Raw genomic sequence first — 14271 nt, forward strand, 5'->3', positions numbered from 1 at the left:
AATATTTTTTCACAAATCACTAAGAGTACCAAGAAATGAAAAAATAATTCAGGCAGTTGTGAGTACAAGCTGCCTGAATTATTTGCTTTTATAAAGTTTATTGTTGCCCTATCATCGTTTAGCCTTTTCGTATTGTTTACGCCATCCGTATTTGGTTACACCTTTTGGTTTATACATTGATAAAATCATATTAAGAAGCAGCACCACTAGAGCTCCTACTGAATGGAGGAGACCATGGGCTCTCTTTAGCTCATCAAGGCTAGTACTTGGTTCTCTTGCTAATTCTGCTACAAAACTGATAGTCTGCGTGTATTGGAATAGGATAAAGATAGCTATTAAAGTCAGCAAAGACTTTGCCAAAATCCAATAGTGACGAAATAATCCCCATGTGGTACTCAGTGACATAAAAAGCCCGGTAATCAGGGAGGCTAATGCTAAGGGAACAATAGCATAATAGGTGATTGGTTCCATGGAGAGAAGAGCTGCACGTATTATATGATCATCCCGGCTAATTAAAGTTGTAATGACCAAAGCTAGATAGGCGAATACTCCTCCTATCCATCCGACCGAAACTATAACGTGAACGGTTAATGCAAACTTCTGAAAATGTGTATTCCCCTTTTTTTCTCTATTCTTATTGCCCAAAATGTACCCCAGGTCCATGGTTTCCTCCGGTAATGATTATAATAGTTAAATGAAGGTAACCTCCTCTTTTTTTATTTTTACGTGAAAATTACATAGTATATTAAAATATAAATAGGAAACTCTTTTTGGTATAATTATGTAGAATTAGCACAGGAAGGAGAAAGTTTTATGATAAAAAAGGCCGCAATAGTGATAGTTACAGTAGCAGTTGGAGTATCTTTTGCAAGCAGTACAAGTGCTCATCAACATTATATTGAAACTCCAAACGGTAAACAAGTACTTATCCCGGAAGAGCCAACCCATGTTCATGAGAATCACCATCCAATTCATGAGAGGTTACATACCGGTCCTGCAGGAGAGCACAGAGCTATTTCTGTAAATGTAGTAAAGCCGGACGGGGAAGGCGGTTATGTGGATAGGGAAAGTGAAGAACCAGTCAATCCGATAAACAAGAAGTAACCTAATTAAGATACCTTAAAGAAAGTAGTTCATAAGACCAAATCAAAAGGTAAAGGACCGAAGATTTCGGTCCTTTTTTGTTCTTTCGAATTTGCATTGTTTAACCCGCATTTATTCTCGGTACAAAAGAAGTTTTGCAAGCAGCAACATTTTATCTAAATGTACCCGCTTGTGGCCTATCTTATCGTTTTTTCTTCCACGAAGGTATTCAATTCTCTGGGTATTTCCCTCAACTTGTCTCTATAAAAAGGGAATAGCATTGGTATAGTGAAATCCCAAAAGGGAGGAATGTTAAGATTAATATCTTTGCGTGAAATAGTAATTTAATGAAAAAAATAGATAATTACTGATATAATAAGAACACTAAAAGTTCATTTTAAGTGAATGTATCCAAAAGCCTTTATAATTTTTATCCTTCTTATGGTAAATTTATGTAAGAGCAACGAAGGACTGACTGTTTATATAGAGAATTTATCCTTAAGTTTCATGGTGAAAAAATGAAGTGACGATTAACATAAAATGTTAGTAAGTAGGTGTAAATGATGGCAAATTTTCATGAAATCAATAAGTTGAAGAAAGAGTTAGATCAACTAAGGCCACTTCCCCCAGCAGCCGTTAAAAACCTTAAGGAGTTTTATCGGGTGGAATGGACCTATAATTCAAATGCTATAGAAGGCAACACACTATCCTTAGTAGAAACTAAAGTTGTGCTTGAAGAAGGTTTAACTATTGGTGGGAAGCGTTTACAAGAACATTTTGAAGTCATTAACCATTCTGAGGCTATTGATTATATAGAAGAAAAAGTGCAAAATAAAGAGCCTTTAAATGAGGCAACTGTGAAAATGATACACTACTTGATCCTCAAGAATATAGATGATGAAAATGCAGGAAGATATCGGTCAATAAACGTTAGAATTTCCGGTAGTAAGCACTACCCTCCCCACTTTCTTCAACTCAATAATGAAATGACAGACCTTTTACACTGGTATGATAAAGAAAAAAGTAACTTGCACCCAGTAGAGTTAGCTGCGTTATTTCATTTTAAGTTTGTTTATATTCATCCGTTTTCAGACGGGAATGGCAGGACCGCAAGGTTATTAATGAACTTGGTTCTAATGAGTGAGGGTTATCCTCCGGCTATTGTAAAAGCGGAAGATAATCAGCGAGCAGAATATTATAAAACCTTAGAAGAGGCAAGCGTTAATCATAACGTAGAACCTTTTAATAAACTAATATCAACATGTGTGGAAGAAAGTTTGAGGAACTATATAAGCACAGTATCTTAATGTGTAGCTAGGTATATTAAGGCGGGCTATCAAAATCTACCTAAGCGGTTTTGGTGGTAAACCGTTTTGTAGGCATCAATTAACATGATGTTCCATATTCTTAAACTTGATAGCCCTGTACTTTATTAGAAAACTTCGGCGCTCCCTCCTCTACTCTATTTAGTTAATGAGGGAAATCGGTGATTTTATTAATTTATCTAGCAAGGACTACGAAATGTAGATACCGCCAGGTTAAAGAATTTCTGGATAAAGGATAACCAAGTTTATTATATACATTTCTTTTGTATTTTGCAGTTAAATATAATATAATTATGTAAACAGAAACATATGTTCGTTAAAATTGGATTTCACGCAAATATCAACATTATTCGACAAAGGTGGTGAACCGCTTGGTTAGTCGTGAAACAACCGTTCATTTACGTAAATTACAAGACTTAAAACAGCATCTTCCCTGGTATGTTGTTGAGTATCTGGAAGTGAAACAACGAAAAAGGATGTCTCCCTCTACCCTATCCCAGTATGCCAGGGACTACATAAGTTTTTTTACATGGATCGTAAAGCAGGAAATCAGTCCAGAAAAGACTCCCTCCTCTGTTCCTGTAGAAGTGTTAGCGGACCTTAGAAAAACAGATGCGGAGGCTTATGTCGCTTCTCTTCAGGCTGATCGCGGCCTCTCTGATGATACTGTGAACAGAAACATCTCTTCGTTAAAGTCACTATTTAAGTACCTTACTACTCAGACGGAGGATGCCCAGGGAGAAAGTTATTTTTATCGGAATGTTTTTGCTAAGATTGAGCTCATTCGAAATACAGAGGATGATTCGCAAAAGGCAGCCCATGTAGCGAGCCAAATTTTTCAGGGAAATACCGATAAAGAATTTTTACAGTTCATGGTTGAGGAATATCCCACAACCTTGAGTTCTCGTGCGTTGGCTCATTACAAACGCAACATTACCAGAGATGTAGCCATCGTAAGTTTGTTTCTTGGTTCTGGAGTTCGGGTGTCTGAATTAGTGCAGCTTACCTTGGATGATATCAACTTTAAAAAACAGACCTTAACTGTGTTGCGAAAAGGAAACAAGAAGTCAGTGATCCTTGCCACAAAATCTTCTTTAGAAGACGTGAAGGAATACCTAAAGGTGCGTAAGGAGTTAAACATTCCCGACAGTCAAAAGCATGTGTTTGTGTCTAGGTACGGGAAAGCGTGGTCTCCCCTCTCTGTCCGGGCCGTGCAGCATATTGTCGGCAAATACACCCAGCAGTTTGTGATGAAAATGTCGCCTCACAAATTCCGGCATACCTTTGCTACGAAGCACTGGCTGGCGAACAAAGATCAAATTTCTTTAATGAGACAGCTTGGTCATAATTCGATTCAAACGACAACAATCTATACCAACATGGATATGAGGGATATGGAAAAACAAATGGAAGCAATGGATGAGTATGAAGCTTAATATTTAACTAAATTACTATCACCTAACATAAAAAGAATCCAGAATATCACTGGACTCTTCTAGGAATCATAATATCTAAAGAAAGCCTTTGAAATTAAAGTCCTTAACTATCTCCTGCTTTATGGTAAACAAAAAAGTGATCTCTCTCCCGCCTTTTGATATTTCCTAAATTACTTTGTTTTCCTAAGCTTAATTGTTTAATAGACAAAATGGGGTTTTTAGGTCTATAAAAATGTATTGGCCTTAGGGTGTAGTTTACAATATTCCCTACCCTACAATTATATGCTCCCCCCATGAATTAAGGCCCCGGTTAAACGGTGGCCTTTTGTTTCTAATTCCCCATAAGTTTTTTCCTTACGACCAGTTAAGAAGATTATTTTCTTTTTAATCAGCTACTTTATTGTTCCCTCTCCTTTTTCCTTAACAGAGAAGAGCGTGGTCTGATTTTCCCCTTAATTTTTTCTCTTAATATTTGAATCGTGCAGTGTAGGTAGGCATTTTGCGGGGAGTTCCTAGTCTCTTCTGCCTCACAAAAAAGGATGTTAACAGCGTTTTCCTTCTTCCCTTTCTACTTCTTCCTGTTACACATTGGTTATAATTTTTTCTGTGCTACAGAATCTCTCTTTTCCTAATTAACGGACCTTACATTATAAAGGCCTTAATTCCTATGTAGAAATGTACAACTTTTATTTCTCATAGTTACTACTTTTTGAAGGTGTAAGGAATTTTATTCCACCCTTTTTCTCGAAGAAGCCTACTTGTATTCATTCTTAAGATAGTGCCTTGTTTTAATAGGAGCTTCCCCCCATCCGTTGGCCTAAAGGTCATTTTTTCTGTATAAACAATCGCATTTTGAAGAGGGCATCAAAAAAAGAGATGTCTTTTGAAATGTGTCTTTCTCCCGTGGTAACTATCCAAACCATTCTAAAAAAACTACATAGTAGTAAGTATAGCTTTGTGAAAGGAGTGAGTTAAAGATGGGAGTTGTAGGTTTTTGTCTCGTTACAGTAGAAATTACAGCTATTGATGGCGTAGACCTTATAGAGCCAATTGTTGTTTTTGAAGAACAATCTTTCCCCTCAGCTAATGGCACCGTAACGTTTGAGGTATTCGGAGAAGAGATCACTGTTCCTTGTCCAACTGAAGAGCCTGTTGAAGAAACCATTGAGGTAGCAGGTATTGGAGTGCTTACGCTGCAAATTACAGCTGAAGAGGGAGCTTAATATATCTCTATCTTTGTAGGAAGAAGGGTTGCTTCACACTGGCAACCCTTGTCTATAAATCTCAATAGTAAACCGCTTATACGGTTCCTATTTTAAATTGCCTATTGTCTAAACATGGTAGAGATGAAAATGAAAAATACATACAAGGAGGTGACAAACGTATGGAGAAAAAGCCTTTGATTGGTATTTTAGTAAGGAAGCCTATTAAGTTACGAAATTATGAAATGGCAAAATCACTAAACATCGATTTACTAGTATTTACTCCCAAAGGGATAAACTGGACGAAAAAGAAAATTCGTGGTTGGTTTTTTAATGGACATTCCTGGCAGCGAAAAAGTTGTCCTTTTCCTTCAGCCGTATATAACCGACGTTACTCAGCAAATAAAAATCTCGTAACTAAACTAGAAAAAATTATTGGCAAGGGGAAAGTATTTAACACCATTACTTGGCTCGATAAGTGGGTTACACACCAGATATTACAAAAAAGCTCTATAAAAAGTTATTTACCACACACCTCTTTATATCAAAGCGAAAACTTTTTAGACCTATTAACAACCTACCGAAAACTCATATTAAAACCTTGCAAAGGTAGCTTAGGGAAACAGGTTTACTTGGTTGAGTTGACCGATGACAATAAATATAAATTATATATTAATACACAAAAACAGGAAACTTCTCAGTCAGTGCCCGAACACGACCCAGATTCCATTAAAAAAAGTAATATGTCTAAGGAAGACAATGAAACAAATAAACAGAAATTACATGCCTTACTAAATGATGAAAGGTTGTATGACCAAGCAAAGATCAATACCGATAATCAAGATGAGTTTATAAAAAGCATTGACGAGTTAATCAAAGATAAGACGTTTCTTGTTCAACAGTTTATTTCTCTGGATCAAACTGAGCAGAAAATTTATGACCTTCGCGTATATGTCCATAGAAATGAGCAAGGGAAATGGTTTATCACTGGCGCCGTTAGTAGAATAGGCAACAAAACGTCCTACATTACAAATATGTCTTCCGAAATCAAAAGTCTATCTGATATTCTTAAAAGTAATAATATGTTGACTGCTTATCAAATGGATGCGATCAAAACAATAAGTATACAAGTTGCACAAGAACTAGAAAAGGCCCTAGGCCACATGGGTGAGTTAGGAATAGATTTTGGAATAGATCAAAAAGGAAAACCTTGGCTGATTGAAGTGAATGGAAAACCACAAAAAATCAGTATTCTTAGGCGTGTACGAGACCCTGATTTAACTAGGGAATTATATGCCATGCCACTAAAGTATGCCTACTTTTTAGCAACCAATAAAGTCATACCTAACTCACCTGTTCACTCTACCAGCCCCGATGTTCCTGCAGGAAACCTTGGGTTTAATCCAAGCCTCCTTGAGAGAACCATTTTGGAACGAAAAAGGGATACGGAAAAAGACAGAGAAATTGCGGAGCTAGAACAACACTTAAAAGAGACTAGACAAGAATTAGAGAAAACTAAAAGTGGTTACAAAAAACTCATGGAGAAGTTTGCTCTGGTAAGCAAACGAGAAGCAGAAAAGGATAAAACGATTGACGCGCTTGAAAAAAGGTTAAACCACACGGAACAAGAATTAGAGGAAACGAAACAGGTGTTAATTGCCTCCAAAAATAGTATTGAAAAACTACAAAAAAAATGGTGGGAATTTTGGAAATAATCCTTCCATGGCGTGTTTGTAGGGTATCCTTTTAATAATGGCCCTTACCCGTTATATGCGCCTAGTCTTCTTCAAGTTAGTGCACGCTTATCCCACAGATAAGCCATCCATAGAACAATATAAGAAAAAGGCCTGCTTTAGTTTCCTTTAGACTAAAGCAGGCCCTCGATTGTTAGTTAATATCTATGCGGCGTAGAGTTGTTTGGGAAGATTCATCTTTAGGAACTTCTAACTCGAACACGCCATCTGTAAACGTCGCCTTAATTTCATCCTCTTTAATGACCTGAAGGTAGAATTTTCTCACAAATTCTCCGTATTGACGTTCCTGGTGAATATATTTATTCTTATCTGTTTCTTTTTGTTCTTCCCTTACTCCTTTAATTGTTAAATATTTGTCGTTGTACTCAATATCAATGTCTTCTTTGTGAAATCCAGGAAGATCAGCTTCTATAACATATTTACTACCCTCATCGCGGATATCTGCCTTGAAACGATTAATGTTTTGAAAAGCAGGAAAGAAATTATCATTGAAGAAGTCACTAAAAAATCCAAACCGTTCATTCACTAGGTCAAAATTTCGACGCATAGGTGTTAGGTTTGCCATTTAGCATTCCTCCTTTGATAATGTTTTGATATTTCCTTTTCAATTAATAGCATAAAAATGCGTGTGATTTTTGTCAAGAGGATAATGTGAGAAAATAAATGGTGATGAAATGAATCAAATAATTTTGCTCTGAGCTAATAACAGGAGAACAAAAAACCTCTTAACAAAACAAGCCTCCAACTTCGAGAAAAACAACAATGATAGAATAGTACTAAGGTAACTATAGACATAGGGAAACTTTATTAATCTGCCGTGTTATGCTTGACGTAATTATTTCCATGGCTTGTAAAAGCACCTTTTCTGTCCCATTGTATGATATTATCAAGTATCTCACTGGTCAAATACATAGGGGGATGTAAAAAAAATAGTATGGAGTAGCCTAAGGTGTCCCTCCTATGGTTAAAAACAGATCTTAAAGGGTGGTATTATGATATACATCTACAATGATTAAGGGGGTACGCACACGACGGCCTTGGCTGCTGCCTTTCATTTGAAAAAACTTCCCTCCTTGGAAAGAAAGCTGACTTCTGAAGAAATACTTCGTGTCGATTATTTTAACCAATTAACAAATGAAGACAAAGGGAAACTTATTTTTCATGGAAATGATGAAGAGGGAAATCCCGTTTATACCATAGGACGGAAACGAAACAACTTGTGGTGCCAGCAATCCCCTCTCTGTCCGGGGTGTGCAGCATATTGTCGGCAAATACACCCAGCAGTTTGTTATGAAAATGTCTCCTCATAAGTTTCGCCATACTTTCGCAACAAAGCATTGGCTGGCGAATAAAGATCAAATTTCTTTAATGAGACAGCTGGGTCATAATTCTATCCAAACCACAACCATCTACACCAATATGGATATGAGAGATATGGAGAAACGAATGGAAGCAATGGATGAATACGAAGCGAAGGAGTAGTTTTAAGCCAAGGACTGTCTATTTTTAAGCTCAGCTTATGAGTAAAGTTAAGAGGTTATACACATGGAAACATCAAAACCACAATTATGGAGTAAAAATTTTATCCTCATGCCATTGATCACTTTTTTCATTGCACTCACTTATTTTTTAACGATAACATCCATAGCTGGGTATGCTATGGATGGTTTTGATGGTACTTAAGGAATGGCTGGACTTGCCGCAAGTGTTTTTGTTATTGGCGGTCTTACTTTTCGTATTCTGACAGGAAAATACATTGACATCATCGGCAGAAAAAAGCTGTTTTTTATTGCATTTTAGCTTTCTTACTTTCTAGCAGGGCACTTAAATCTTTTAATACTCATTCGTTTTCTACATGCGCACTCGTTGGGATAGTGCTGACTGTGATGCAAATTGCTGTGATCGATATCATCCCTGTTAAACACCAAGGAGAAGGAATTAGTTTTTATACTTTAAGTTTTATTCTAGCAACTGCTATTGGACCTTTTCTGGGCCTTGTAATGATTCAGTTATACAAGTATACACCTGCGATTTTGACTGGCATTGGTATTTTATTAACCTTGTTTACAACGTTACCTTTAATTAAATTTACAAGGTAGTGATAAAAAAATGGAAGATATAATCTTAGCTGCTATTATTGTTCTTTTTGCTTCAATGTTACAAGCATGCACTGGGTTTGGCTTTTCAATTATGGCCACTCCCTTTTTGCTTTTGGTTTTTGAACCGAGAACTGCTATCCAAATTAATATTATTCTATCTATCCTTATTTCAATATTTATGGTTCCAGGAATATTCGAGCATATTAACAAAGGATTACTAAAGAAGTTAATTTTCAGTAGTGTGATTGGAAGTCCCTTTGGGATTTTAATTTATTTATATCTTGATGTTGAATTACTAAAATTAGTTATCAGTATATTAATTTTGGTATTAACCATATTATTAATTTTAAAATTTAGAATTAGGCGATCGCATAGTAAAGATTATGTAAGCGGAGGAGTATCCGGTTTACTAACAACAAGTATAGGAATGCCGGGACCCCCGTTACTTTTATATTTTACAGGTGTTAGTATTGATAAAGCTGTCTTAAGAAGTACCACCCTCGCTTTTTATTTGTTTATTTACTCAATAAGTTTGGGAATGCAAATTACTTTTGGATCGACTTCACGTGAAATTTGGATAGTTTCTATTAGTTTATTTCCACTGATGTTTATTGGAATGTTTGCAGGTAGATGGTTATTTAAACATTTAAGCCAACAAGTTTTTCAGGTTATCACATATATAATCTTAGCCATGACAGGATTTTATTTACTTTTCACTTCAATATAAGCTGAAATATATGGGCCTCTCTTAAGGAGTGTTAGGGTTACACTATTCTTCTTCTTGCTAGAAGGCCCAATCTTTGGGTAAATAAATATTGTGGTTCGAAATATTTGATAAAGCGTGTAGAAGTTTAAGTATTAATAACTAATTATTTATAATCTTAAAATAAAAGAAGAGCATGACGAGAACAATTTCAAGATTTTTTACCCGTATCGCTGAAAGTACTTGCCAGATGCCTTTATTTTTGTCTTTATTTTTACACTACTTGTGGTTGTTTTAGGGTTGTTCTAAGGGCTTGATCTAGGGGGAGGTCCTAACCTTCTGGGGAAACGGTTTCTTTGACCAATTATAGTTTACGGCTCAAGCGATCCTTATCCTGGTCACTGGTTTGGTACTCAAACTATTTTTTTCCTATGACTTAATTTTACTAGCGATCCTAATGATAGTGATCCCCTTTGCAAAGGTCCTTTTATACTTCTTAAGTTTCTTTCTTTGAACTTTGTTTTCTAAAGCTTCCGTTTCCATTAACGATGAACTTTTTATTTATCCGTTAATTCAATACACCCTCCCTATTAGTTCCACTATTCATTTCCAAAAAAGTCTTTAACTGATTGCACAACACAATCTAAAAACAGGAGGTCTTACATACTCCTACTTTTTTTAAAATTTTCAATGTCTCTTAGTTCGACAATGTTACTAATTCTGTTCGTTTATCATAAAATATAAGAATTCAATAAAGGAGGAAAGGAATGAAAACAGTACTCAGCTCACTTCTTTTGGTCGTATCGTTTATATTCTTTTGTTCACCGGTGACTGCAAATTCTGACCAAGGAAAAATGTCTTTAGTAGCGTTAGGAGACTCGATTCCTTACGGATATAACCTTGGTGTAAATGATAACGCATCGTTTTCTAGAAACTCCTATCCGTTTTTAATTGGTAAGGCTCTTGATATGAGAGTTAGAAACCTTGCCGTCCCAGGGTTACAAACCGAAGTAATGCTTTATCACCTTGAAAATGATCAGAAATACCGCCAGGCCGTTCGTCATGCAGATTACATTACTCTTACCATCGGAAGTAACGATTTGTTAGAAGCATTGCGAATTGCTTCGACTAAAAGCCTGGGGGATAACGATCGCTTCCTGAAATATCTAAATAAAGAACTTGAAAACACCAACCTTTTCGAAAATCTTTCAGAAAGTGTGGAGGAAATACGAACTCTAACAGATTCACCGATCATTATTTATAATGTTTATAATCCGTATCAAAAATCTAATGACCTCTTTCTGCATAATATCGGCAACGAGATATTGCCCATTATCAATGAAGAGTTTAGGGATCTCTTGGACCACTACGATAATATAGATATTGCGGATGCACATGAAGCATTTGGCACAAATCAAGAAGACTATGTTATCGAGAACGACATTCATCCAACAACTGAAGGCCAGAGAATCCTTGCCGATGTTGGAATTCAGGTCCTCAATCCTTATTTTGAAGACTAATAAAAGGTGAGTCTTTTGCAAGGACTCACCTTTTATGTTTATAGAAGCTTCATACTTAACCCATCCCAAAACTCAGACCGGTGCCCCCTCAATCGTTCCAAAGTGTTGTAAAACGCCGAAAAGATGCGCTATTTACACTTTTTTCTACTTTAAAGAGGGAATACTAGTTTCTAGCGGCAAGTCTTTTTTGGTAAAGTGATAGGTTATTTTTATGAAATTCTATATTTGATTCTCATTACGACTAAGGACAAAATAAAAGGAAAGTTTGTCCTTATTAAGCTTTTTATTGAGGCTACTCTGGTTTTTTGCTTGATATGCGTGGGGAGAGCAAAGTAGGTAAATTATTTTTGTTAAAGTGTTTTGTTGGGTACTTACTTAGTATTGGTATGCTTTAAAAGACACCCCTACTTTTTCTCCAAGCTGTTCTAGCTCTGTTTGTATAGTTTTGGATAAAGGTATACCTTCTTTGGATCTTAGGGCAGCCTCCTGTTGTCTTCTCTCACCTGGATAACGAATGGGTGAATTTTCGGAAATTAAGTCCACCTCTTTCATTAGGGTGATAAGGGTATCGAGTTTATTTTGAAATCCTACACCATTTTCAAAAGGTGTCATGTCCATTAATAAAAAGAAGTGACCGACATTTGCTCCTCCAGTTAAATTGGTGTCGTAAATGTTTTTTACATGAGGGCTGATGGCTGCTCCGGTCATAACTCCGGTTAATATTTCGATAGTTAAAGCTAGTGCTGCGCCCTTAGCACCACCTAAAGGCAGCACTGTACCTCCATTCAAAGCTTCCTTTGGATCATTGGTCATGTTCCCCTCGCTGTCTAGGGCCCATCCATCTGGTATTTTTTCGCCTTGTTTATCAGCTAGAATTATTTTTCCTCTAGCGACTGTACTTGTCGACATATCAACAATCACGGGTGACTGTCCTTTAGCATATGGAAACCCAAAAGCAATAGGGTTTGTGCCAAAGAAAGCGTCCTTCCCTCCCCATGGAGCTATCCCAGGAGGAGAGTTAGTTCCAGCCATTAACATCATGTTCTCTTCACAAGCCAACTGGCAATAGTACGCTGAGGTCCCATTATGATTACTATTATTAATGGCTACAGCAGCTATGCCTTGCTTTTTTGCTAATTTAATACCTTCTTGAAGTCCTTCATAAGCAACTAGATGCCCTAAACCATTATCGCCGTCTACTAGTAAAGCTGTAGGAGAGAGTTCACTTATCTTAATATCAGGTTTATTATTAATTCTATTGTCGGTGATCCTAGCAATGTACGTAGAAAGTCTACTAATTCCATGGCTGCCGAGTCCTTCAAGGTCAGCTTTTATTAACGCCTCTGCTACTATCTTTGCTTTATCTTGCTCTACACCTACTTCAGTTAAAACCTGGGACGTAAAGTTTTCCAACTCACTAGGTTTAAAATAGTCCATAGAACGTCTCCTTTGGTTAGATTTAGTTACTTATCAATCAATGTTTTTTGTACACTTTCTAAATGGGCATTCATGTAATGTTTTGCTAACGCCACATCTTTTGCTTTAATTGCATTTAGAATATTTATATGCTCTTCTACCGATTGTTCAGGTCGATTTGGAATCATAAAGGATTGAATTCTAGCTTTCGATAGTAGATCAATTAAATTATGCATTATTTGTAAAGCGACTTCGTTTTGAGCCATTGTGGCAATTAACAAGTGGAATTCTAAATCGTAATCGATAAGTTTCTCACGCATATGGTTTTCTTTTATATTATTATTAGCTTTCTCCAAAATAGTTGCTAGTTGTTCAATTTGGGCGTCGCTCCCGTTAATAATTGCCCACTCCACTAATTGCTCTTCAATCATTTTTCTAACAGCAAACAAATCTTTAAGTTGGCTATTTGTTACGAAAAAGGCATCGGTCATTTTTTTAATCTGCTCACTTTCCTGAGCTATAAAAACTCCCTTGCCGTGGATAGACTTTAAATAGCCATAAGCTTCTAGAATTTTATAAGCTTCTCTAATGGTATTACGACTAACATTTAATTCCTTTGCCATATCCCTTTCGCCTGAAATCTTATCGCCAGGCAGAAACCTACCTTCTCTAATTTGACCTTTTATATAATCAGCTACTTTTTCAGAGATACTTTTTTTATCTGTAAAAACAGGTTTCAATTTCAATTCCCTCCTTAGTATCATTACACCAAACAGAGAGAACCTTCTCCTTTTAGGATATTCATTACTTCGTTGGCAACAAGAATAGAAGTCCTAACCTGTGACTCCTCTGTAAGGCCTGCAATGTGTGGGGTAATCACAATGTTAGGTAATATAAGTAGAGGCGACTCCTTTTCTATTGGCTCTTTTTCTAATACATCCAAATATGCTCCAGCTATTTTATTATCTCGAATCGCTTCATAAAGGGCTTCTTCATCTATTATCCCCCCTCTAGAACTATTAATAATGATCGATTGGGGTTTCATTTTGTTGAATGCTTCATATGAAATCATATATTTTGTATGGCTTGTTAAGGGTACATGTAACGAAATGAAGTCGGAATAGGTGAGAACATCAGATAAACTTTCAGCTTTCTTTACGCCGCTTTCATCAATGACATGATCATAATTGGTGACGAATGGATCATAACCCATGACCTCAATTCCAAATGTTTGTGCCCTATTTGCTACTCGATGAGAAATTTCCCCTAAACCAATTAATCCTAACGTTTTTCCTTTTACTTCTTTGCCAGTATGAAGTTGTCTATTCCAATTACCCTTCTTTACATCTTCATTAGCCTTGGCCAATGGTCTATTAAAATCAAGAATTGCACTTAATACATATTCAGCAACTGAAGTGGCGTTGGCATTCTTAGCAGCAACCACTTTTATATTTCTTTCTTGAGTTTGATTTAGATCTATATTGTCTAAACCAACCCCGAGTCTTCCCACAACTTTTAAATTGGTAGCATGTGCTAGTAAATCCTGATCTACCCGTGTCTGATTTCGAACAATTAAAGCATCACAATCAGCCACTTTTTCTAGTAACTCTTCTCGCTTTTTCCAGAGGTCCTTATCATACTCAATATACACCCCATCTTCTGAGATGCTTTCTATTCCCTCGTTCCATATTACTTCAGAAATTAAAATTTTCATAAACTTTTCTCCCCCCACT

At 36.4% G+C, this 14271-nt stretch carries 15 protein-coding genes and 1 pseudogene; 11 read left to right on the plus strand and 5 right to left on the minus strand.

What is annotated here, in order from left to right; genetic code table 11:
* Nucleotides 1-111 precede the first annotated feature (111 nt).
* Nucleotides 112-645: a DUF2269 domain-containing protein gene (locus tag CEF17_RS19020; protein ID WP_232725662.1), complete on the minus strand. Its 534-nt coding sequence runs from the start codon at nt 643-645 to the stop codon at nt 112-114.
* 168 nt (nt 646-813) lie between these two features.
* Between CEF17_RS19020 and CEF17_RS19025 the strand changes: the two genes are divergently transcribed.
* The 5 genes from CEF17_RS19025 to CEF17_RS19045 all read left to right on the plus strand — a co-directional run bounded on the left by CEF17_RS19025 (nt 814) and on the right by CEF17_RS19045 (nt 6761).
* On the plus strand, nt 814-1104 hold the full coding sequence (locus CEF17_RS19025) for a hypothetical protein (RefSeq protein WP_100401094.1): 291 nt from the start codon (nt 814-816) through the stop codon (nt 1102-1104).
* 542 nt (nt 1105-1646) lie between these two features.
* A complete protein-coding gene (locus CEF17_RS19030) occupies nt 1647-2390 on the plus strand; it encodes a Fic family protein (RefSeq protein ID WP_100401095.1) in 744 nt (247 codons plus the stop codon).
* Between the two features lie 389 nt (nt 2391-2779).
* Entirely contained in the window at nt 2780-3844 is a 1065-nt protein-coding gene (xerS, locus tag CEF17_RS19035; RefSeq protein ID WP_157843102.1) for a tyrosine recombinase XerS, read from the plus strand.
* A gap of 977 nt (nt 3845-4821) precedes the next feature.
* Complete coding sequence (locus tag CEF17_RS19040) at nt 4822-5067, plus strand: hypothetical protein (RefSeq protein WP_100401097.1); 246 nt, start codon at nt 4822-4824, stop codon at nt 5065-5067.
* A gap of 161 nt (nt 5068-5228) precedes the next feature.
* On the plus strand, nt 5229-6761 hold the full coding sequence (locus CEF17_RS19045; protein WP_100401098.1) for a YheC/YheD family protein: 1533 nt from the start codon (nt 5229-5231) through the stop codon (nt 6759-6761).
* Nucleotides 6762-6933: 172 nt separating this feature from the next.
* On the opposite strand, the gene CEF17_RS19050 is transcribed toward CEF17_RS19045, so the two are convergent.
* Nucleotides 6934-7365 (minus strand): Hsp20/alpha crystallin family protein, encoded by a 432-nt coding sequence (locus CEF17_RS19050; protein WP_100401099.1) that lies wholly within the window; start codon nt 7363-7365, stop codon nt 6934-6936.
* A 472-nt stretch (nt 7366-7837) separates the two neighbouring features.
* Between CEF17_RS19050 and CEF17_RS20745 the strand changes: the two are divergent.
* The 6 genes and pseudogenes from CEF17_RS20745 to CEF17_RS19075 all read left to right on the plus strand — a co-directional run.
* Nucleotides 7838-8002: pseudogene (locus CEF17_RS20745) on the plus strand (DUF3189 family protein); the annotation flags it as partial.
* A 49-nt stretch (nt 8003-8051) separates the two neighbouring features.
* Nucleotides 8052-8282, plus strand: a complete 231-nt coding sequence (locus CEF17_RS19060; protein ID WP_100401100.1) for a tyrosine-type recombinase/integrase — start codon at nt 8052-8054, stop codon at nt 8280-8282.
* A 63-nt stretch (nt 8283-8345) separates the two neighbouring features.
* Complete coding sequence (locus tag CEF17_RS20195; RefSeq protein ID WP_157843103.1) at nt 8346-8483, plus strand: hypothetical protein; 138 nt, start codon at nt 8346-8348, stop codon at nt 8481-8483.
* Between the two features lie 191 nt (nt 8484-8674).
* Nucleotides 8675-8899 carry a hypothetical protein gene (locus CEF17_RS19065; RefSeq protein ID WP_198509043.1) on the plus strand — a complete coding sequence of 75 codons (225 nt, stop codon included), beginning with the start codon at nt 8675-8677 and terminating at the stop codon, nt 8897-8899.
* A 10-nt stretch (nt 8900-8909) separates the two neighbouring features.
* The gene (locus CEF17_RS19070) at nt 8910-9626 is read left to right on the plus strand and encodes a sulfite exporter TauE/SafE family protein (protein WP_100401102.1); all 717 of its coding nucleotides are present in this window, start codon (nt 8910-8912) and stop codon (nt 9624-9626) included.
* 743 nt (nt 9627-10369) lie between these two features.
* On the plus strand, nt 10370-11122 hold the full coding sequence (locus CEF17_RS19075) for an SGNH/GDSL hydrolase family protein (protein WP_100401103.1): 753 nt from the start codon (nt 10370-10372) through the stop codon (nt 11120-11122).
* A gap of 375 nt (nt 11123-11497) precedes the next feature.
* On the opposite strand, the gene CEF17_RS19080 is transcribed toward CEF17_RS19075, so the two are convergent.
* From CEF17_RS19080 to CEF17_RS19090, 3 genes are read right to left on the minus strand one after another with little or no spacing between them, the layout of a single operon-like run.
* Nucleotides 11498-12559 (minus strand): Ldh family oxidoreductase, encoded by a 1062-nt coding sequence (locus tag CEF17_RS19080; protein ID WP_100401104.1) that lies wholly within the window; start codon nt 12557-12559, stop codon nt 11498-11500.
* Nucleotides 12560-12585: 26 nt separating this feature from the next.
* Nucleotides 12586-13278: a FadR/GntR family transcriptional regulator gene (locus CEF17_RS19085; RefSeq protein ID WP_198509044.1), complete on the minus strand. Its 693-nt coding sequence runs from the start codon at nt 13276-13278 to the stop codon at nt 12586-12588.
* A 23-nt stretch (nt 13279-13301) separates the two neighbouring features.
* Nucleotides 13302-14252: a hydroxyacid dehydrogenase gene (locus tag CEF17_RS19090; RefSeq protein ID WP_100401106.1), complete on the minus strand. Its 951-nt coding sequence runs from the start codon at nt 14250-14252 to the stop codon at nt 13302-13304.
* Nucleotides 14253-14271: the final 19 nt, after the last annotated feature.

Source organism: Bacillus sp. FJAT-44742 (assembly GCF_002797315.1).
Classification (GTDB): Bacteria; Bacillota; Bacilli; order Bacillales; family Marinococcaceae; genus Thalassorhabdus; species Thalassorhabdus alkalitolerans.